This is a genomic window from Phycisphaerae bacterium (assembly GCA_024102815.1).
Taxonomy (GTDB): Bacteria; Planctomycetota; Phycisphaerae; order UBA1845; family UBA1845; genus JAGFJJ01.
This window is the reverse complement of record JAGFJJ010000031.1, coordinates 1-20,052: the sequence shown is the minus strand read 5'-3', so window position 1 is coordinate 20,052 and position 20,052 is coordinate 1. Positions and strand designations below refer to the sequence as shown.

Sequence of the window (20,052 nt, the reverse complement as noted above, 5' to 3'; positions counted from 1 at the left end):
GCGGATCAAACAAATCCGGGCCGTTCGGCCCCCATATCGCAGAGAACCTCTTTGAACCTTGTTTGCCCCGCCTTGTGGGCAATCCTACGATTAACCGGGTCAAAGGTATCGGAGTTTGGCGGCTGTCTGCGCGCCCCGCCCGCGAGATACTTTCTCGCAGGAGTCGTGCAAGCAGGTGCCGGAGTGGCCACGATGGAGCTGAGTCCGAACCATCCTCTGCGCCGGCATTTCTCTGGCGTCGTTGAAGACGTTTTCTTCACGCGTGTGGGGTTATGCGACCCGCAGCTTACCGACTACCTGGTCGAGCTGCTGCTGGACTTCATGCACATCGATCGACTGAAGACGATCCGGCAGGCGCAAACCAAGCGGCTGGAGCAGATCGCTGCCATGCTGGCCATTCAGTCGGAGTCGGCGGCGGAATCGCAGTCGGAGCGGGACCGGGTGCTGTATCGCTGCATCGGTGACTTCGCCCTATTCTGGGCGGGACTGTACCCGGAGCACCTCCGGCGCAGCGCGGATCCGTCCGACCTACTGCTGGAGTACGTTTCGCGCGGGAAGCGATCCTATGCCATCGTTTCCGAACTGATTGGAGAAGGCGAGGCGCCGCCGCCGTCGCTATTCCGCAGCCTCAGTGACGACTTCGAGTATTGCCTGTACGGCTTGGGGCTCGTGCGACGCAGCCTCGATACGAAGGCCGGTGAAAACGGTGGGGATCTGCTGGTCTGAGGCCCGCCTACGATCGCGATCGAAATCAGCGTTCGTCCGGCCGGCCGAAGCGGACTGATCTCAACTCGAACGATCGCGTGGCACGGGCAGGGTCCGGAAACATATCGCCGGATCGAGGGATGTTCCGCCGCGTAATCCTCCTGCCGAAGGTGTGGCGGCGGGATCCATGGCGTCCCGCCATGGACTTAGCTTGACTTGACGGGTCCGCACGATAGATTACGTTGCACGTTTTGCGGCCGTCCTTTCCGGATGGCACGAATCCCCGATAGCTCAATGGTAGAGCGAGCGGCTGTTAACCGCTAGGTTGTAGGTTCGAGCCCTACTCGGGGAGGTCACCGATTAGTAGCGAGTCTGGCGACCGACGAGTTGACACCCGACCCCGGGCCAGAGAGCGGCCGGGGTCGTTCGTTTTAACGCGAGGATTCGCAAGGATTTACAGATGTGGTCGCAGCGGGCCGGGCGGTGAGAGAGTGGCGTTTCGGACCGCTTCGCGGCTCGCGGGCCGTTCGAGGCGTCTTTTCGGTCCCCACGCTCTCCGTTTCTCTCGTTAACAGCCGACCGTGCTGTTTACAGCGCACCATGCAGTTTACAGCGACGTCCCGACGCACGCCGCGGCGGTGAAGCGCCACCGAGGAGCGTTCAACGCGGGCACCGCTGTGCCACTGAGCTGACCGGTATCCAGATTCCGGCCTCGTCGCGCAGCGAACCGCCCCCGGTCGGCCGCGTTCCAAAGAGCGAGGCCGTCGATAATCAGCATCTGGCCGAAGCTTGGTTAGAATATCGCCGTCATGGACGTGCAGCGGACAACTCAATCGCCAATCGCGTTCGATTCCGCCGCTCGCTCTCGACGCGCTCGATTCCAGCCCGTCGAACGCGCGGCACGTACTCGCAGCGGTAATCGCGTGAGGGCTTGGGCCGTCGGCACCGATGAAGCGGGGCCAGCCTTTCGGCAGATCTCAACGGCGTGCCTTCTGGACAGGACGGAGAATCAGCGTTGAAAGGAGTCGTCCGTGACAGCATTCTTCGGATTTCGCACTATACGCATCTGGCACGCGACGGCCAAGAAAAGGTGGACTGCGCCTACCTTGTAACCCTCGGTGACAGCCCTCACATTCCGACGCAGCTCGCCCGTATTTCGCGTTGCGCCAATCACGTGGTCGTCCTCCACACGGTACCTTGCCTAGCCGCACGGGATGCTCGCTTTCCGGGCGTGGAGTTTATTCTATTTCGATCTGACCTTCATGATCAACTGCTGAACCGGCCCTCTTCTAGAAACCCGACGCTTCGGTGGAACCAACAGTTCGATCTGCCTTCGAAGCGTATGTACGCTTTGGAGCACGCCACACGCGCTGGTTACAGCATGATCCTCCTCATTGATGATGACATTGTTTTCCGGCAGTCCTTGATCCCCTCAGCGGTACACCTGCTTCGCAACGGCACCGATATCGCCTGCACCTATTCCCTGAATCACCCCGACGTCTCGACACTGGACCGCCTGTATTACGCAATGACCGGCGCGCCGCCACATGTGTCAATTAGCGGCAATGCTGTGATTCTTAGGGTTAGCCCGCGGCTCGGGGTCTTTCCTTACATATACAACGAGGACTGGCTATTCTTCTGGTCATCGATTAAGTACGGTGGCGCAGTGGTGACTCCGCTGCAGAATGTAGTGCAGCTCGCTCCGCGGGAAGGGCGAGCGGCGCTCGTGCAAATGGAACAATTCGGCGAGTTGATCGTATCCATGCTATTTCACCCGAAGAATAGCTGCGCTGATCTATCCCTACTTCAGGACAGAGATTTTGTTGTAGGTTACATCGAAGAGTATCGCGCTTGGGTTCACGAGCTTCTTCGATGTCCTGGCCACAAAGACACCGTCGAGGCTGCGCTTGCTGCATTGGCTGAGGTATCCTCGGATGACCTCCGCACCTTTGCAGCGCGCTTTGAACGTGAGGTTTTAGAGCACTATGAGCATCGACTCGCAACGTAGCACGGGCGAGCTGCCCTCACCGGGTGGCCACACAATTCCCTATATTCTTGAGCGGTCGCGTCGACAACCGCGGACAGGTGGTTTTCTGTTGCTCCACGGCCTTGGCGTAGATAAAGATGAGTATCTTGGCTTCTATCGCACGATGTCACCCAAGCTTACGGAAGCAGGATTCGACGTGCTCCGATTTGATTTCCCAGCGCACGGCGACAGTAAGGCGAACGCGACTCACTTCACATTAGGGAACTGCGCTTTAGATGCGATTGTAGCGGCTGAGTTCCTCCTCGAGGAGATTGGCAACTCTGGACTGCACGTGTTCGGGACGAGTTTTGGAGCGGGCCCCGCCATCATGGCGGCCAGCTTTTTTCAAAGCGCGCTGCGGAACGTCACTCTGCTGGCCCCGGCGATCAGTTACCGTGAACTGTACATAGAACCCACTCATCCGCTGCGCACTGCAAGGTACAAAGATTTCTATCGGGACGCCGTTCTTGATGGGGCGACTGTCCCAGTGTCCGATCGCGCAGCGCTGAATTGGCGCAATGCAATCGAGTTCGCCATGTGCGACCTCGTTCACCAACTGGCCGCCATCGCGAGTCACACGGCCATCCTTCATGGTGAGGCCGATTCGATGGTGCCCCACGAGCTGTCCCGCGACCTAGCGGCACGATATGCTAGCATTGATCTCACAATTGTGCCGGGAATGGACCACGGGTTCATGGACCATAATGATGACACGGGAGAGAGCGAGCGCAGCCAGCAGAATCTGCGCGCGATTCTTCGGAAGACACTACGATGACGCCAGCGCGGGCCAAGTACGTCGATAGCACGGCGATTCTCGATTGCTCCCCGAGGTTCTTGCAGGGGGCCCGGCCCTGGTGCGAGACTGAAGCCGAATTCAACCGTCCGGTCGCACTGCCTGAGTTCGTTTATGTCGGGCCCTTCGCGGTGATCGGTTGCGGTGCACTTCTGGGTAGCGGGTGCGTTGTCGATGCATACTGTCGGATTGAACCCCTGGCGCAGCTCGGCGAGGATTCGCTGGTCCTGTATCGAGGCACGATTGGGATGCAGGCCGTCGTTGGCAAGCGATGTGTCATCGGCGGCTCGGTTTCTGAGCGTACCGTCGTCGAAGACGACTGCACCTCTTTTGGCAAGCTCATCCATACGCATTGGGATTCACGATCGCCATGGGACGACCGAGAGGAGCCAGAGCCAAGCCCGGTCATTCGACGACGATCATTCATTGGACATGATGCCCTGGTGATCGGCGGAATCGAGGTGGGCCCACATGCCTATGTGTGTGCCGGCGCCACCTTAACATGTACGCTGCTGCCGTACCACATCGCGTACGGCGTGAACAAGATCGTCCATTACTCGCAATGGCGAGGAAAGCTTGCTCAGAATCCTTTATTCCTGACGGATCAATAGCCATGAGGTACCTGCTATCATCGTATGGACTTGGCAATCCGTACATCCTAACTGACATACCAGATCATGCCGTGTATCCCATCGGGGTCGAAGGGCAGGACTTCATTGACCTGGACTATTCACTATTGCTGGTTGGGACGGGCTTCTTGTTTGATCAGCAAGCGCTGGATTATCTTCTAGCACAAAGATCTCGCCTGCGTTTTCTGGCGCCCCTTGTTGAAAGCATCTTGAAGTTGAAGGCAGAGGGCCTACTCGAAACATTCGATGGCAAGGCGATTATTGAGCAGAGCATTGATAAGATTCGTGAGAAGACTGAACGCCTGTGCGAGGACATCGTAGGGTGGCTTGGTCCTGTTCGTGCTCAGTGGAGCGTGCTGAAGGCCGACCGCGAGACCTTTCTCCAGAAATTTGGAAGCCAGGAGAAGCGGACGATAAACGAACACCATTTTTCGGTCGTCAATGCGGCAATGAAGATCGACGGCGCGCTCAATCCTACGCTCGTGAGGGCAATTACGAGGATTATCAACTCAAAACGGAAAACATTCACGGCTAAGGAGGCTGTCTATGTTAAGGAGGTTCTGAGGCCGCTGGTGTGCCACACGGTGATTCAAGACTTGTTCAGATGCAAGACGAAAGGGGCAGTTCTCGATTGGGATGATAGCCAACCATACTACGAGCGCCTCTATGCCGCGAGATGGGACAGCCAGGAGGACCATCTGCTCGCGTACCATGCTAGGAGCCTGTTTACGCTATCGCTGCCCCAGCTACGTCCCAAAAATGTTGACGGCGTTATTAGATTCATTCGGAATAACAAGAATGTCGAATCGCTTCGGGCAGACATCACAGCGGTTCTTGCTAGAGGTGAGAAGTTCGACGCAGAACTCGGCAGGCGATTGCTGGCTGAGGTCTTGGAGCATGAGCTTGGAGTCAAGAAGAAGATGAAGCGGTTTCGTTTTTTGGGGGCGCTCGCGAGTGTCTTTGTTCCGGGCGGGTCTCTGCTCACTGAGGCTGCGGTCGAGGGGGGGTCAATGGTCGGTGAGGACGCCGTGGAAGCGGCGCTTGGCCGCGCCCATCGCTGGCTGTACTCCCTCCGAGCGTAGCTTTCCTGCGGTGCAGGACCTTATTGGCGCCCTCTCTCCCACCGTACCATTCTGTTAACGTACCGCGTATGTAACCAGTAGCGGGCTGCGCCGGCCCGTATCCGCCGGACGACGCACCGGTCGCGAAGCGAAGGTCGTCGTGGGCATCGTCGGCGCCTGCCGGAAGGGCATGGCGCACGGAGATCCTGCGATGGCCGTTCGACGCGAACCCTTCGATCCTACCGATCCCTCGAGCCTTCCACCCGACGAGCGTATCGCCGAGGCAGCCGCGATCCTTGCGGCGGGCGTGATCCGCATGCGCGCCGAGCGAGCGGGCTCGCTACCGCGCTTCCGGTCGTGCCGGAATCGGATCCGCAACGACGGTGCGTACGCTCGGGCAAGCAAATCGAAGTGTCTTTCGGAATCCGGCGAAACTCGCCTTGAGGTTTCTCGAAGCAGTCGCCCTGATGGCCAACGTGGTTAACGCGCCGCGAGAGCGGCGGTTACGGAGAAAAACGCATGGCCATGAACATCGGAAAGGAGATCGCGGAGCTCAGGCAGATGGGCGTCCGTGAACTCCGCCAAAAATACGAAACGGTCTTCGGCGAGCCCACGCGGGCCGGGAACAAGGACTTCCTCTTCAAGCGGATCGCATGGCGGATTCAGTCGCTGGCCGAGGGCGACCTGTCGGAGCGGGCGCGGCGGCGGGCGGAGTTGCTGGCCCGTGACACCGACCTGCGAACCACCGCCCCACGAACGCCGCTGACGGCCGTGGGTGCGAACGACGCGAAGCCGGCGGCGTCGCTCGGTGACGAACGCGTCCCGCCGCCGGGGACCGTGCTGACCCGCGTCTATCGCGGCCAGGCGTACCACGTCGTGGTTCACCAGGACGGTTTCGAGTACGACGGCCAGATCTTCCGCTCGCTCAGCGCGATCGCCAAGCTGATCACCGGCTCCCACTGGAACGGGCTGTTGTTCTTCAAGCTCGCCAAATCGAAGGCGGACCGGGATTCGAAGCCGGCGAAACCGAAGCGGCGCAGGGAGGGCGCACGTGGGTAGAAAGAAGACCGAAACCAAGAGCGCGACGGCGCAGGTCCGCTGCGCGATCTACACGCGCAAGTCCACCGAGGAGGGCCTGCAACAGGATTTCAACTCGCTGGACGCCCAGCGCGAGAGCGCCGAGGCGTACATCGCCAGCCAGAGGGCCGAAGGGTGGGTCTGCCTGCCCGACCGCTACGACGATGGCGGCTTCACCGGCGGCAACATGGAACGCCCGGCGCTCCAGCGGCTCTTGGCCGACATCGAGGTCGGCAAGATCGACTGCGTGGTGGTCTACAAGGTGGACCGGCTCAGCCGCTCATTGCTCGACTTCGCCCGAATCATGGAGACGTTCGACCGACACGGCGCTTCGTTTGTTTCCGTCACGCAGGCCTTTAACACCACGCATTCAATGGGCCGGCTGACCCTGAACATCCTGCTTTCGTTCGCCCAGTTCGAGCGCGAGATCATCAGTGAACGGACGCGCGACAAGATCGCGGCCGCTCGTCGCAAGGGCAAGTGGATGGGCGGCAAGCCGCTGCTGGGCTACGACCTGCTGATCACGCCGGGCGGATGCAAACTCATCGTCAACGAGGACGAGGCCGCCCGCGTCCGTGCGATATTCGAACAGTACCTGGGCCACGAGCGGATCGCGCCCGTGCTCCAGGAACTCGACCGCCGCGAGTGGCGCACCAAGGCGTGGACGACGCGCAAGGGCAGGGCGCTGGGTGGTCACCCCTTCGACAAGGTGACGCTTCACCGCCTCCTGACGAATCCGGTGTACGTCGGGAAGGTCCGGCATCGTCAGGACCTGTACGACGGCGAGCACGACGCCATCGTCGACGAGGTGCTCTGGCAGCGCGTCCAGGCCGTGCTCCAACGCAACGGGCGCACCGGCGGAGGGATCGTGAAGAACAAGCACGGCGCGCTACTGAAGGGGCTGCTGCGCTGCGTTCCGTGCGACTGCGCGATGATCCACTCGACCTCGTCCAAGGGACCGAAGCGTTACCGGTATTACGTCTGCACGAAGGCCCAGAAGCGTGGGTGGTACACGTGCCCGTCGAAGTCCGTGCCCGCCGGCGAGCTGGAACGGTTCGTCGTCGATCAGATTCGTGGCATCGGTCGCGACCCCAGCGTTCTGGCGGAGACCGTCCGGCAGGTGCGAACGCAGAGCCAGAAGGCGATCGCCGAACTCGAACGCGAGAAGAGCGCGTTGGAGCGCGACATCGCCCGAAAGAGCAAGGCGTTGAAGCAGGAACTCGCCTCGCGCGTGGGCGCGAGCCAATCGAACGCAGTTGGCCAGCGTGATGAACTTCGCCGGTTGGAAACCCGGCTTTCGGAAGTGCGGGGACGGCAAGCCGCGCTGCGCGACGAACTCGTGGACGAAACCGAGGCCATCCAAGCGCTTACCGCATTCGATCCAATCTGGAATTCGCTGACGTCGCACGAACAAGCGCGGATCGTTCGATTGCTCGTCGAGCGGGTCGATTATGACGGTCGCAGTAACACGGTTTCGGTCACGTTTCGGCCGACGGGCATCAAGGCGCTGGCCGAGGAAGCGGAGAACGCGGCATGAGCAAGATGGTTGAGGAGTCGGGTGGACGGGTTACGACGCGGAGCACGATTCACTTCGCCCGGGCGCGTCGCGGGCGGAAGGAACTACGTCACGGTAACGCTCCTCCCCCACCATCGTCGGTGTTCGGCCGCGTGCCCCGTATCTCCAGGTTGATAGCGCTGGCCATCCGGATGAAGAAGCTCGTCGATGCCGGCGAGGTCAGCGACTACGCCGAACTCGCCCGCCTGGGCCACGTCACCCGCGCGCGGCTCACGCAATTAATGAACCTTACGCTATTGGCGCCAGACATCCAGGAAGAGGTTCTTTTCCTGCCGCCCGTGGAGTCGGGTCGCGACCCGATCCGCGAACTGCAGCTCCGCCCCATCACCCTCGTACCCGACTGGCGGAAGCAGCGGCGGATGTGGCGGGAGCTTACGACGAGTCAGTTCTGATTTGATTCGAACGTCGATCATCCCATCCGCCAGCGGTGTCTGCACTGGTCACGGGAGTTGCCGGGCTCAAGGGCGCGGCCTACATCGATCGGAACCGCCAATTCGCTCGGCTCTTCTTCTTGCACGTCGTACCTGCCTCTTCAGAAAAACGCCGTGGACACGTCCATATTCGTCGCCTTCCAGTGCGTACAGATCATGTTCAATATCGTGACCACTTCCAAGCTTGCTAAACCAACGACCGGCGGGCCTATCGGGCCGCTGCATTGCTACGTGTTCTGCGATTCCATTGACGCCGACGTAGATTGCGATTTTCTTGCACCCAGGTTCGAATTCCCCGTTGTCGCACGCCTGAAAACCCACGGATTCGTAGGCGCGAATCAGAACCTCTACAGATATTTTGTCTGACTGTCCAAGGGGCGCATGGCTGACCCACCGGCCCTGCTGATCGGGCCATCTCCACTTGTTCTTGAACCCGAGCGTAAAAGCGGCGCAATTGTAATCTGGACTTGGGTTGCTATGGCCAATGAAATCAGACTCAGCAAGTGCTGGAAATGCGCGCAGCGTTTCTTCGCTGATTGGTTCGATTCGAGGTGAGGTAACCATGCTTGCGCGCCCATGAAAGCCACGCTTTCTTGATTTCATGTAGTTCCTTTCCCTCCGCGGCAAAGGGAGCTTTTCCAAGGAGTGCTTCAAGTACAAGAATCCAAAGTACGTGACGCTTAAGCCTCTCGACTGCAAACGGAACCACAGCCTTGCCGAGGCTGATCAGCGCTTGAAAGCTGGGCAGTTCGCGCATCTTCTCCATAGAGGATACATGATATATGTCGTGCTCCCATTCTGAAGCCAGCCTCTGAAAATGAACGCGCACTTGCCAGTCAAGTGCGACGTATTGCTTGTCAGCGCTAATATCTATGGCCTCGACATGCCCGGCATAGTCGCTAATAGACGTTGTTGTCCCGAAGCACAAGGTCATGGTTTCTGTCCCGTCTGATTTGGCACGGCGCGAATCATGGCGTCCAACCAGTCACGGATTCTGGCGGCAACTTGAGGTTCCATGAGAACGGTTGTCTCAACCTCTCGGATGATGTCGCCTTCCTGGGTCCGTTGAAGCGGCCTCTCCGTCAGCTTCCCATTCTTGTCGACGCCATACACCTCCTCTTGAGGAATGGGTTGTCGTTCGTTGAACAACGACATTGCGATCATCTTGCCATTTGGCGTGGGGCCGCCGTGTATCCCGTTGGCCGTGATCACCCGGTGAAATCCGCTCTTGATGTATCGGAAAGTGACCCTTGCCGTTGGCTTGAATGCTCCGCGCCGTTGGGCGGTCCTAGAAGCTCCCTTGCCCTTGGCCATTAATTGCTCCTGTCATTTGTCGCCAAGACGCAATCCCTAAATGACTTGACAGCTACGCCCGGTCCGAATAGCATCAAAAAACCGGCTGGCGGCGACGATTGCGCTCGCCGTCCGCCGCCGGTTACTCTGCGCCCCCGTGGCCAAACTGGCAAAGGCGCCCGACTCTAAATCGGGTTGGCGTGGGCCGTTGTGGGTTCGATCCCCACCGGGGGCATTTTTAAAGTATAGCAGATATCCGCTCCTTGTCAAGGACCGGATGGAGTGATGCTATGTCCACTGTTAATTGGGAAGATATCGAAAAGGAAGCAGTAGACGCCTATCGCAGGGAGCGTGCAGCGATCACGGCTGAGCTGGAGCAACTTCAACGACGCCTCCACGATTGCGAAGTCGGCCTTAAAGCAAAAATAGACATGATACACACGCAAAAGGCCAAACAGAACGGAACCGGGCGCGTGCGCTTGGTTTCGGCAAGCAAGTGTCAGTTATTGACGAACGTCATCAAATCGTTTGAGGGTGATCAGTTTACTCGAGCTGAAGCGGCCCAGCGATACGAGGAGAAATACGGCAATGAAGTGCGGATTCCGTCTCGTGTATCACTGATGAATGACTTGAACGCCTTAACAAGGCGGGGATTCATTGTTGTAAGATCTAAGGGCAAGGGACGTCGCCCAACGAAATATCAGGAGGTCATGGACCCCAATGACATCGCGGACGAAAGGCTCGCTAAGGCATGATCGTTGCTTCTGTTCATAGACACGAGGTCAAGTCATGATGATTAATGCGATAGTTACGTAATTCACCGCCAGCCCGGCAACCGTCGGTGCGTGAAAAACACGGCCAGGGTTGAGGAGTTCGTACCCGGTGACCTCGCGCACTGACGTTGGTTTGAGCGCAAACGATCCCTCGAAGCTGATAGACGCCTTCGACCGACGTATTCTGGCGGCGCTTCACGAGTTCGAATTCGACCCCTACGTCGGAAAAGGAGCCCGCGAGAAGCGCATATCACCGGTCGCGGCCTATCTCATTTACGCCGCGACGGTTTCGTTAATAAAAGTCGGGGACAATCGCCTGAGCTGGCCAATTGCCGAGTTCGATGTTCATGCGCGGCTGGCGGCGTTGGATTCGCTGGGTTTCGTGCAGAAGCGCAATAGCCATTGGCCCGTGCTCGGTTGCAGGTCCATGCGCGACGGGAGATTCATCTGCATGGATACTGAAAACGGAACCACGCCTTATCTGGTTGGTGACAGGCCGAATCAAACCGTCAAGGACTGCCGTTACAGGGAATACCGCGTCAGTTTCGGACTTTACTCCGAGCTGGACGAAGCCCTGCGAGACGCCCGTTACTACGAACCTGATGCAGACCATTCGACGATCTTTACTGAGGTGGTTGAGACTTTCCCCCGGCTGACTTGGCTCTACTATGACCCCGCAGCGGAGAAGGAGTTGGCTGACGATCTCGGGCTTGATTCGTTGGAAGAATCGCCTTGGGGCCGTTGTTACACGTTGACGCCCGCCGGGATCGCGGTTGTGCGTTCAAGCAAGAGCCGAGAATCGGAAGCGGCGAAAGAAGCGCCCCCACAGAAAGCTCACGCCCCGCAGGCGGACGATCGATACGAATGGGCCCGACAGGCCGAGTTGATCAGGGCCACGGAACAGGTGCTGGGGCAGCCAGTGTTCCACAAGGGTGGCTTCTCGCGACTCTGCGGTAAGCAAATCGAGACCAACGGCAAGGCTGGCCATTTGAAGCGGGTGCGCATTTCCAGTTTCCTCACGTGGATTCAGAAGCGGGAGGATCTTGGCAATGAAGAAGTCGCTCAGATCCGTAATGCCATCATCGGCGAGATCACGTCTCGAAAGTCTTAGCGCAGCCCGCCGATTCAAGTTGCGCAACTCCCATCATTGAAGCCGATTCCAAGCTGCACAGCCCAGGGCAGCACATTCGGTGGTTGCGCCAAAGTTGCGCGCACGAATTCCTCGCGAAAATGACCCCGTTAACCGGGCGGTCCGTCGGCTGCCCAAATGGAATGACGGAGGACAATCGCATGAGGATGCTGCAGCTCTCCGATCCCTGGCAACGCCTTGTCGGCCAGTGCCAGCGGATCAACTTCGGACGCATCACGTTGCATGTCAGGAACGGGGAGCCCGATCTGGATTCTCCCTGGTCCACGCAGCGCACAGTCAAGCTCGCCAGCGGCGACAATGACCCGCGGCCGGAACGGCACCTCGAGGATTTCGAGTTGCGTCGAGAGCATTTAGCGCTTCTGGACGCACTGAAGCCGCTCGTTCAAGGCGAACGCGTGACGGTTGATGTTCGTCACGGCCTGCCCTTCATCGTCGAAATCGAGCAACGCCACGTAGCTGTCTAAGAAGAAACAACGATCAGACGAACACGGCGCAGTTTGCCGGCCGTTAAGCGGAGGCGTTGCGGGTGTCGCGGAGTATCGCGATCTCGCAACGCCTCTGCTGCTTGCCTGGTCGGGCAGTGCCCTGACGACACCCGTGAGCCTCCTCAAAGGAGGCAACCTTGGACACGGGATGTCTGCAAGCACTCAGTGATTACGAAGCCAACTTGATTCGCGTGAAGGCCCATCAACTTGTCGGCAAATACGGTTTCACCGGCTCCGATAGTGCCGACCTCGAGCAGGACCTCGCGCTGCATTTGATTCAGCGGATGACAGGTTTTGATCCGAATCGAGGCAGTCGCAACACGTATGCCGACCGAATTGTCAGCAGCAGGATCGCGTCGATTCTGCGGCAGAGGTTCGCCCAATGCCGCGATTTCAGAAGGAGCGTGTCGTTGGATGGGCATTCGACTGACGAATGCTCCGATTGCGAAGACGTTGTCGATCCGCATCACGAAACGGGCTGTTCACAGGCCGATCTGGCAATAGACGTGGAAGACGCCGTCCGTCGCTTGGAAGCCGATCTGCAATCTCTCTGCGTTCTCCTGATGCAGGAGCCGGTCTCCGAAGCGGCACGCCGGCTGGGCCTGACCCGTGGGCAGGTGCGGGGCCGCCTTCAAACATTGCGCAACGTATTCGCGTCGGCAGGACTCGATGCTTACCTCACGGACGGACCGGCCAACTCCAAGAGCAACGGCGTAAGTAAAGAATAGAAGCTTCTTTCGAGTGAGAGATGCCCCAATGATGTCAGCGATCTATCGCTATGAATTCAACGAACAAGCCGCAATTGCGGATGTCGAGTGCACGCTGCACCTCGCATTAATAGGCGCGAAGGGCCTATTCGGTGAATCCACCGTGCGGATGGACGCCGCGTACTCCATCGATCAGGCGCGCCGGATAATCGCCATTGATGCACGTAGCGAAGTCGGACACGCCATCTGCCAGCTTTTCACGGGCTATCTGACAAAGGAGTTCGGCGAGGCAGCCTTCACGGTCCGCGCCGTTGATCATCCACCGATAACCCGTTCATCCGAAGCCGAGGCGGTCGGTCAATGACGGATCCGGTGGCCGGGTTTCTCGACTTGCTCGACGGCGTCCGCGCAGCGGGACCGAACCAGTGGACGGCAAAATGCCCCGCCCACGCGGACCGCAACCCCAGCCTTTCCGTTGGCCGGGGCGACGACGGCAGATTGCTCGCGACCTGCCACGCCAACTGTGAATTCAATGACATCCTCAATTCCGTGGGCTTGAAGCCTTCGGACGCTTTTCCGGAACGTTCGCCTTTGCCGACAGTGAAGGCCAGCCGGGCACCGTCGAACAATGGTCGCGCCTTCCCGACGGAATCGGCAGCGAAGGCCCACCTGGCGCGATCACTCGGGGGACGGCTCAGCGGCGCCTGGGTATACCAGAATGCGGACGGGGATGAGGTCTTCCGCGTCCTGCGCTTCGACGACTGTCGGCGCAGCAGGCCCAAACAGTATCGCCCCCTGCGCCCCTCCCCCACCGGCTGGCGTCTCGGCGACCCGCCCGGATTGCTGCCGCTCTACGGCCTGCCCGAATTGCTCGATGCGAAGATCATCTGGCTTTGCGAGGGTGAGAAATGCGTCGAACTCTTCCGTGAACTTGGCCTGATCGCCACAACCAACGCCCACGGCGCCAAGGCCGTTTCGAAGACTGACTGGTCTCCCCTGGCCGGGAAGACCATCATCATCTGCCCCGATCACGACGCCGCCGGCGAGACGCACACGAAGGATGTACTTGAGGCACTCAAACGGCTGAGCCCTGCTCCAATGATCAGGGTGGTCCGCCTTCCGGTCGTAAACGACGGCGACGACATTGAACAGTTCGTTGCGATGCGCCGTGAGAATGGGGCCACCGACGACGACATCCGCCACGAGCTCGAAGAATTGGTGGAAATGGCCCCTGTCGTCGAGGAGGAGCCCGACCTCGTTATCGTGCGGCTCGCGGACGTCACCCCTCGCGCACAGCCATTCCTGTGGGATGGGCGAATTCCCTCGGAATCCTGCACGCTCCTTGGCGGCAGACAGTGCGCGTCTAAGAACCTGTTCGCCTACGACATCATCGCCAGAATCACCACGGGCTCGCCCTGGCCGGACGATCGAACCGGACCGCGGCGCGCCCCCCGTAGCGCGATTCTGCTCGAAGCCGAAGAACACCTCGAATCTTCCATCGTTCCCCGACTCGCGGCCGCCGGCGCCGATTTGACCCGAATCCGCTGCGTGCAGGGCGCCCCTACCGACAATCCCGACCGGACCCGGTTCATCAGCATCCAGCGGGACGTTGAGAAGATTCATCGGCTCGCCCGGCGTATCGGCGACGTTGGCTTGATTGTCGTCTCGCCGGTAACCAGCTACCTGGGCAGCGTTGAGCAAAACAGCAACGAACAGGTCCGTAACGAGATCATCCAGCCCCTGAAGGCCCTGGCCGAAACCGTCGGTTGCGCTGTTCTGATTATCAAACACCCCAACAAAGACTGGCGGAATACCGACCCCTTGGAGCGCATCGCCGGTTCCACGGCGTGGACGGAAGCCATGCGTTGCGTGGTATTCATCGGCACCGACCCGAACGAGCCCGCGGAGGAGAAGAACCCCCGGCGCGTCGCCATGTGGATCAAGTTCTCCATCGGTCCGACGCCGGACCCGCTGTCGTGGAAGATTCGGGTCGCCGACACCGGGGCGCCGTACATCCACTACGACTTCGCACCCGTCACATTCACTCCGGGTGAGATGCTCATTGGTCAGCGCAAGGGCGAGGGTCGCAAGTCCAAGCGGGAGTGCGCGGCGGAGTTCATTGCGAATGCTCTGGACTTGGGACCCATGACCGCGGCCGACCTCAATGTCAAAGCACTCTCGGAGGTCGAAACCGATCGGCAGTTCAGCATGGACGCCTTCGAGCGGGCCCGGACGGACCTGCGCAAGGCGGGTCGACTTTGCTTCGAGCGCCGGCCGGAAACCGATCCCGCTGAGTGGTGGTATTGGTTGGCCGACCGTTCTCCGCCGGAGTGGTTTGTCATGGGTGAAGGCAACGGGCAAGTTCCGCATGCGTCTCGTGCGCGCGCGTAGACCCCCGGAGATGCGGAAGTTGCGGAAGTTGACGTTCGGTCCTGAGACACAGGGGATGCGGAAGATGAAAAACATGCGGAAGTTGGTGGTCTGTATGCGGTCATGTTCCGCATGTTCCGCATGTTCGGCACCCCACGCGCGCGAGGCCCTCGCAATGCAGAAGTTGGTGAGGCCTACCACCATCCCCCCAAGTACCTCCGCGTGTACTGGAGCAGGTCGTGTCCGCGTGCTGGGCGTCCCTGGAACGACCGCGTACCCAACGGCCACCCGGCCCGCGATCTCGCCCCACGGTGGCCCGTCTGGCCACGGGGCGGCGTTGGGGGACCCAAGGGGGCGGTTACGTGGCCAAGGAATGGAACGCGGCGCCAGGACGCCGCGTGAGACAACGGAGGTTGTGAAATGAAGATCCAAATGCGCCCGGTGGCCGACATCCGGCCGTATCCGGACAACCCGAGAACCAACGACGAGGCCGTGGCGGCGGTGGCAAGGTCCATCCAGGAGTTCGGCTTCCGTCAGCCGGTGGTCGTGGACGGCGACGGCGTGATCGTCGTCGGTCACACGAGGTGGAAAGCCGCCAAGCAGTTGGGGCTGGAGAAGATTCCCGTCCACGTCGCCACCGAGCTAACGCCGGCCCAGTGCCGCGCCTACCGGTTGGCGGACAATCGACTCAACGAATTGGCCCAGTGGAATCTGGACATGCTCCCGGCAGAACTGGCCGCGCTCCAGACGATGGACATCGACCTGTCGCTGTTGGGATTCACGGACGACGAGCTGTCGCGGTTCCTCGACCCCGGCGTCAAGGAAGGCGAATGCGGTCCGGATGAGATTCCCGCGCCGCCGGACGAGGCGACCACGAAACGCGGCGATCTGTGGCTGCTGGGGGATCATCGATTGTTGTGCGGCGACAGCGGAAGCGTCCACGATGTGGACCAATTGCTGGACGACCAAGTGATCCATCTTTGTAACTGCGACCCGCCATACAACGTCAAGGTCGAACCGCGTTCGAATAACGCCATCTGCGCGGGATTGTCGTCGTTCCCGGCGGCGGAAAGCAGCGCCAACGGCAAGAGGCGGGGTCTCACCCATCATCAGGGTTTCGACCTGGCTCGTGGTCATTCCAAGGCAAAGAAGACAACAGCGAAGCTGCGCGCGAAGGACAGGCCGTTGGAGAACGACTTCGTGAGTGACGATCAGTTCGCGCAGTTGCTGCGGGCTTGGTTCGGACAGATCGGCCGCGTGCTACTCCCCGGCCGCGTGGCGTATGTCTGGGGTGGTTATGCCAATTGTGCCAACTATCCCGCCGCATTGAAGGAGGCGGGTCTGTATTTCAGCCAAGCCATTATCTGGGACAAGGAACATCCCGTCTTGACCAGAAAAGACTTCATGGGTGCACACGAATGGTGTTTCTATTGCTGGCGTGAAGGCGCAGCCCATTCCTTCTTCGGCCCGAACAATGTGACTGACCTTTGGCATGTGAAGAAGGTGAACCCCCAATCGATGATTCACCTCACTGAGAAGCCCGTCGAGCTGGCCGTGCGGGCGATTCAATACTCATCGCGCGTCGGCGAACATGTACTCGACTTGTTCGGAGGGAGCGGTTCGACGCTGATCGCGGCCGAGCAGACGGGAAGGCGAGCGTATTTGATGGAGTTGGACCCGTTGTACGCGGATGTCATCGTCGCTAGGTGGGAGAAGTTTACGGGACGGAGAGCGGAATGCGTATCCTCTTGTCAGTCGGCCTCGTCTGCCGCGAAGGATGTCCCGGATGCTGTCGCTGTCCCTAACGAGCCAGCAGGACCATCACGATAATGATGATCAAGACGCCAACAGCGGCGAGCGTGAGCATGATCCTCGCCCGGCGGCGCAAAAATGATTCCGCGGCCACGGCATCGATATACCAGCGGTCGCCTTCCACCTGTACAAAGACCCCTCGCGCCGCCATGCGCCGAAACAGCCACGAATCCCGCAAGCTGAGTTCTTCAAGCGTGCAAGCCCTGGAGGCAGCATCGGCCCGGGCCTGGCGAAAGCGCCGAAGGTACCGGTTCTGTTTCATGACGATGACCGCGCCGCCGCTCATGAGCCGGATGATAACGGAGACCGGGACGCGTGCAATGCTGAACGATAGCCGTGGCGCCACCGTCCAACCGGAGAGACGCCCCGCGAGAATGCGAGGCGTTGGTGGAGGGTTCGTGACGTGGACTACTCGGACGACGGGTCTCGCGTGTCCGGTCGGTAGACCGTCTTGCACCGCTGGCATTCGACGCGCTCGTCGTCGAGCCAGACCAGTTCGTCGCATTCGCGCTCGCCGCATTGCGGACAGGCGTCTTCCAACGCGACGGGATCGATCGGCTCGCGTCCGTTGTCGTGGCTGGTCATCACTTGCCCCCCGCGTTGAATTCGAACTGCCCGCGATCGACCTTGCGGAAGCGGGCGTCCTTACCCTTGGCGCTGATCTCGCGAATCATTGCGGCGTACAAGGTGCTCGAAGGCGTTCGCCCTGCCGGGCTGGACCACAGGCCGTTCTCGGCCATCAAGGCGATGAGTTCCTGCGCTCGCATCGGCCTGCCGGCGCTCTTGAGAACCGTCGCGGCGGCGTCCAACGCGCTGGTACGCTTGGGCTTGGCGACCTTCTCGGCTTTGGTGCCCTTCGCGCTGGCATTCTTCGCCGTGGACTTGGTCGCGGCTTTCTTCGCCTTGGCGGCGCGCTTCGACTTCTTCGATCCGGTCCTCTTTGTCGTTTCCATCATTCTTCTCCTATGTTTGGTTCCTGCCACGTCGACGCGACGCGGCCAAATGGTCTTGAATCTATTGCCTCTGCAACCTGTTCAATCGGCGCAAACGGTCTCGGCCAATCCGGCGACCAACAGGTCGACGATTTCCTCGGCAACCGGTGTCGTCGGCCGAACGTCCCAGCCGCGGTCGAAATTGACCACCACCGCGCGGTCGGCGATGCGCTGGACCCAGAGCTTGGAAATGCGACTCGCGTCCAATTCGTAATCGGGGAAGGCGGCATGCTCGGGGAACACGAGCGCGTCGAAGCGGTGGCCACCGATGTTGCCCATCACCCACGAGCCACCGGCGTCCCGTGGTTGCACCTCGGTGATCTTGAGCGTGTCCAGCAGGTCCGCCGGCTCGTCGTTGGTCGTCTCGGGCATGTTGTTCGTCATCATGTTCTTCTCCGTGTTCGGTACGCCCCATGCGTACACCCACATGAGGGCAACGGTTGCCAACGGAATCAAGCTAATTCCCGGGGAATTCCCGCCATTGCCTTGGTCCAAGGAGGGCCGCATCGATGTGCTTTCAAGATAAGCCTGAATCACCCAAAAGACGCCTGATGACCATCACCGTCGAACGCCCGCGCTGCCCGCGATGCGGCGGCGTACGGCTACGCAAATACCGCACCGTCAGCGACCAGGGCGACGGCAGCGCGCTGTCGTGGGTGCGGTGCATGAATGAGCAGTGCGGCTATCGGTTCCGCTTGGTGCAGGAGTGAGCGTACGCATTCCACGCTCAACGTGTTCCAACGATTGGAATGACATGCCGATTGCGTGCGTATGATTGGAGCGATGGAGAACGACCATGCCCTACGCGCCCAAGCGACATCGATCGATGCCTGTCATCAAGCGTGTCGGCCAACGACCGTCGCCATCGCAACGTGGGTACGACCGCCACTGGCAGCGCGTACGACGCTGGTACCTGATGAAGCATCCGCTGTGCGAGGACCCGTTCAACGATCACGACGGGCGCGTCGTCGCCGGCGAAGTCGTCGATCACATCGTGCCGCTGGCGCGTGGCGGAACGCACAATGAATCGAACTTGCAGACGCTCTGCGCAAGTTGTCATTCGAAGAAGACGGTGAAGTATGACGGTGGCTTCGGGAACTCACCTAACGACCGGTAGGCCGGTCAAATATCTACGGATTTTCGGTGTATACCACGTCGCCACCGACACGCGTTTCTCCCCCGGTTTTCGTATGGGGGGGAGGGGTCGAAACATGAAAACCGCCCTGGCGCTGCCGAGAACGCAGGTTGGCCCGTGAGAAACGCTACGACCCCGATTTGCTTGCGCAATGCTCTGTGCAAAGCTTGGGGATGCTTGTGCGATGCTCTGCCTTGCTCATGAAAAAGCTTGTGACAGGCTTGGATTTGCTCATGAAAGCTCACGAAAAGCTCTGCGCAGGCTCGGACAGGCTCATGGCAATGCTTGGATAGAATCATGGGACGACGCGGACCAGCCCCAACGCCGACGCCGCTGCTGAAGCTTCGCGGCAGCAAACGTGTCACGCGCAAGCGCGAGGAGCAGGAGGTCCGTGGCCCCGATGGCGTTCCCGACCGCCCCGACTGGCTCGACGAAGACGCTGGCATGGCCTGGGATCATCTTGTTCCGCTGCTCGAGGTCATGGGCGTGCTGACCCGCGTGGACGGCAACGCCCTCGGCCGCTACTGCCGCCTGTGGAGTCGCTGGCGCAAGGCCGAGCAGTTCATCGACCAGCGCGGGGAGATGTACCCCATCAAGACTGACGACGGCGCCGTGAAGTGCTTCCAGCAGTGGCCACAGGTCGCCATCGCCAACAAGCTGGCCACACAGCTCACGCGGCTCGAAGCCGAGTTCGGCATGACACCCAGCGCCAGAGCCCGTATCCAACTCGCCCCGCAGAAGCAGGAGGCCGCCAGTGGCAAAGCGCGGTTCTTCCAGGCGGGGTAAGCTGAAGCAGGACGAAGTCTACGGCCTCATCCCCGGTTACGATCCGTTCGAGAACACCGGTGGCTGCACGTTCGATGTTCGCGCTGCCCAGCGCGCCGTCGATTTCTTCCACGAATGCCTTACCTTCACCGCCGGGGAGTGGATGGGCCAGCCGTTCATCCTCCAGCCGTGGCAACAAGCCATCGTGGGCAACCTCTTCGGCTGGAAGCGTGGCGACGGACGCCGCCGCTACCGGGAGGCCTTCATCTTCG

25 protein-coding genes and 1 tRNA gene are annotated in these 20,052 nt (G+C 60.3%); 20 read left to right on the top strand and 6 right to left on the bottom strand.

What is annotated here, in order from left to right:
• The first annotated feature begins 192 nt into the window (after nucleotides 1-192).
• The 9 genes from J5J06_07600 (at nucleotide 193) to J5J06_07560 (ending at nucleotide 8,259) form a co-directional block, all read left to right on the top strand.
• The gene (locus J5J06_07600) at nucleotides 193-726 is read left to right on the top strand and encodes a hypothetical protein (protein MCO6436935.1); all 534 of its coding nucleotides are present in this window, start codon (nucleotides 193-195) and stop codon (nucleotides 724-726) included.
• A 259-nt stretch (nucleotides 727-985) separates the two neighbouring features.
• A tRNA-Asn gene (locus J5J06_07595) sits at nucleotides 986-1,057 on the top strand.
• A gap of 663 nt (nucleotides 1,058-1,720) precedes the next feature.
• Complete coding sequence (locus J5J06_07590) at nucleotides 1,721-2,713, top strand: hypothetical protein (GenBank protein MCO6436934.1); 993 nt, start codon at nucleotides 1,721-1,723, stop codon at nucleotides 2,711-2,713.
• The gene (locus J5J06_07585) at nucleotides 2,691-3,506 is read left to right on the top strand and encodes an alpha/beta fold hydrolase (GenBank protein ID MCO6436933.1); all 816 of its coding nucleotides are present in this window, start codon (nucleotides 2,691-2,693) and stop codon (nucleotides 3,504-3,506) included. The genes J5J06_07590 and J5J06_07585 overlap by 23 nt, the downstream gene beginning before the upstream one ends.
• Nucleotides 3,503-4,135, top strand: coding sequence for a hypothetical protein (locus J5J06_07580; GenBank protein MCO6436932.1), 633 nt, complete (start codon nucleotides 3,503-3,505; stop codon nucleotides 4,133-4,135). Before J5J06_07585 ends, J5J06_07580 begins: the two co-directional genes overlap by 4 nt.
• A 2-nt stretch (nucleotides 4,136-4,137) precedes the next feature.
• On the top strand, nucleotides 4,138-5,235 hold the full coding sequence (locus J5J06_07575) for a hypothetical protein (protein MCO6436931.1): 1,098 nt from the start codon (nucleotides 4,138-4,140) through the stop codon (nucleotides 5,233-5,235).
• A gap of 498 nt (nucleotides 5,236-5,733) precedes the next feature.
• A complete protein-coding gene (locus J5J06_07570) occupies nucleotides 5,734-6,273 on the top strand; it encodes a DUF2924 domain-containing protein (GenBank protein ID MCO6436930.1) in 540 nt (179 codons plus the stop codon).
• Entirely contained in the window at nucleotides 6,266-7,828 is a 1,563-nt protein-coding gene (locus tag J5J06_07565) for a recombinase family protein (protein ID MCO6436929.1), read from the top strand. The genes J5J06_07570 and J5J06_07565 overlap by 8 nt, the downstream gene beginning before the upstream one ends.
• A gap of 5 nt (nucleotides 7,829-7,833) precedes the next feature.
• Nucleotides 7,834-8,259, top strand: a complete 426-nt coding sequence (locus tag J5J06_07560; protein MCO6436928.1) for a hypothetical protein — start codon at nucleotides 7,834-7,836, stop codon at nucleotides 8,257-8,259.
• Between the two features lie 535 nt (nucleotides 8,260-8,794).
• Here J5J06_07560 and J5J06_07555 read toward each other — a convergent pair.
• Nucleotides 8,795-9,232, bottom strand: coding sequence for a hypothetical protein (locus J5J06_07555; GenBank protein ID MCO6436927.1), 438 nt, complete (start codon nucleotides 9,230-9,232; stop codon nucleotides 8,795-8,797).
• Nucleotides 9,229-9,510, bottom strand: a complete 282-nt coding sequence (locus J5J06_07550; GenBank protein ID MCO6436926.1) for a hypothetical protein — start codon at nucleotides 9,508-9,510, stop codon at nucleotides 9,229-9,231. Before J5J06_07550 ends, J5J06_07555 begins: the two co-directional genes overlap by 4 nt.
• Nucleotides 9,511-9,881: 371 nt before the next feature.
• On the opposite strand from J5J06_07550, the gene J5J06_07545 reads away from it, so the two are divergent.
• The 7 genes from J5J06_07545 (at nucleotide 9,882) to J5J06_07515 (ending at nucleotide 16,906) form a co-directional block, all read left to right on the top strand.
• The gene (locus tag J5J06_07545; GenBank protein ID MCO6436925.1) at nucleotides 9,882-10,346 is read left to right on the top strand and encodes a hypothetical protein; all 465 of its coding nucleotides are present in this window, start codon (nucleotides 9,882-9,884) and stop codon (nucleotides 10,344-10,346) included.
• 127 nt (nucleotides 10,347-10,473) lie between these two features.
• Nucleotides 10,474-11,475 carry a hypothetical protein gene (locus tag J5J06_07540; protein MCO6436924.1) on the top strand — a complete coding sequence of 334 codons (1,002 nt, stop codon included), beginning with the start codon at nucleotides 10,474-10,476 and terminating at the stop codon, nucleotides 11,473-11,475.
• A 179-nt stretch (nucleotides 11,476-11,654) separates the two neighbouring features.
• The gene (locus J5J06_07535; GenBank protein ID MCO6436923.1) at nucleotides 11,655-11,978 is read left to right on the top strand and encodes a hypothetical protein; all 324 of its coding nucleotides are present in this window, start codon (nucleotides 11,655-11,657) and stop codon (nucleotides 11,976-11,978) included.
• 158 nt (nucleotides 11,979-12,136) lie between these two features.
• Nucleotides 12,137-12,727, top strand: a complete 591-nt coding sequence (locus J5J06_07530; GenBank protein MCO6436922.1) for a sigma-70 family RNA polymerase sigma factor — start codon at nucleotides 12,137-12,139, stop codon at nucleotides 12,725-12,727.
• A 28-nt stretch (nucleotides 12,728-12,755) separates the two neighbouring features.
• Nucleotides 12,756-13,070, top strand: a complete 315-nt coding sequence (locus J5J06_07525) for a hypothetical protein (GenBank protein ID MCO6436921.1) — start codon at nucleotides 12,756-12,758, stop codon at nucleotides 13,068-13,070.
• Nucleotides 13,067-15,097 carry an AAA family ATPase gene (locus J5J06_07520; protein ID MCO6436920.1) on the top strand — a complete coding sequence of 677 codons (2,031 nt, stop codon included), beginning with the start codon at nucleotides 13,067-13,069 and terminating at the stop codon, nucleotides 15,095-15,097. Before J5J06_07525 ends, J5J06_07520 begins: the two co-directional genes overlap by 4 nt.
• A gap of 399 nt (nucleotides 15,098-15,496) precedes the next feature.
• The gene (locus J5J06_07515; GenBank protein ID MCO6436919.1) at nucleotides 15,497-16,906 is read left to right on the top strand and encodes a DNA modification methylase; all 1,410 of its coding nucleotides are present in this window, start codon (nucleotides 15,497-15,499) and stop codon (nucleotides 16,904-16,906) included.
• Here the strand turns inward: J5J06_07515 and J5J06_07510 are convergent.
• The 4 genes from J5J06_07510 to J5J06_07495 all read right to left on the bottom strand — a co-directional run bounded on the left by J5J06_07510 (nucleotide 16,878) and on the right by J5J06_07495 (nucleotide 18,267).
• A complete protein-coding gene (locus tag J5J06_07510; GenBank protein MCO6436918.1) occupies nucleotides 16,878-17,150 on the bottom strand; it encodes a hypothetical protein in 273 nt (90 codons plus the stop codon). The genes J5J06_07515 and J5J06_07510 overlap by 29 nt on opposite strands.
• A gap of 146 nt (nucleotides 17,151-17,296) precedes the next feature.
• Complete coding sequence (locus tag J5J06_07505; GenBank protein ID MCO6436917.1) at nucleotides 17,297-17,473, bottom strand: hypothetical protein; 177 nt, start codon at nucleotides 17,471-17,473, stop codon at nucleotides 17,297-17,299.
• On the bottom strand, nucleotides 17,473-17,844 hold the full coding sequence (locus J5J06_07500) for a winged helix-turn-helix domain-containing protein (GenBank protein MCO6436916.1): 372 nt from the start codon (nucleotides 17,842-17,844) through the stop codon (nucleotides 17,473-17,475). The genes J5J06_07505 and J5J06_07500 overlap by 1 nt, the downstream gene beginning before the upstream one ends.
• A 78-nt stretch (nucleotides 17,845-17,922) precedes the next feature.
• Nucleotides 17,923-18,267 (bottom strand): hypothetical protein, encoded by a 345-nt coding sequence (locus J5J06_07495; protein ID MCO6436915.1) that lies wholly within the window; start codon nucleotides 18,265-18,267, stop codon nucleotides 17,923-17,925.
• A gap of 122 nt (nucleotides 18,268-18,389) precedes the next feature.
• Between J5J06_07495 and J5J06_07490 the strand changes: the two genes are divergently transcribed.
• The 4 genes from J5J06_07490 to J5J06_07475 form a co-directional block, all read left to right on the top strand.
• On the top strand, nucleotides 18,390-18,590 hold the full coding sequence (locus tag J5J06_07490) for a hypothetical protein (protein MCO6436914.1): 201 nt from the start codon (nucleotides 18,390-18,392) through the stop codon (nucleotides 18,588-18,590).
• 86 nt (nucleotides 18,591-18,676) lie between these two features.
• Complete coding sequence (locus J5J06_07485; protein MCO6436913.1) at nucleotides 18,677-18,997, top strand: HNH endonuclease; 321 nt, start codon at nucleotides 18,677-18,679, stop codon at nucleotides 18,995-18,997.
• A 315-nt stretch (nucleotides 18,998-19,312) separates the two neighbouring features.
• On the top strand, nucleotides 19,313-19,801 hold the full coding sequence (locus J5J06_07480; protein ID MCO6436912.1) for a phage terminase small subunit P27 family: 489 nt from the start codon (nucleotides 19,313-19,315) through the stop codon (nucleotides 19,799-19,801).
• A partial coding sequence (locus J5J06_07475; GenBank protein ID MCO6436911.1) for a hypothetical protein occupies nucleotides 19,770-20,052 on the top strand: 283 nt, incomplete at its 3' end. The genes J5J06_07480 and J5J06_07475, both read left to right, overlap by 32 nt.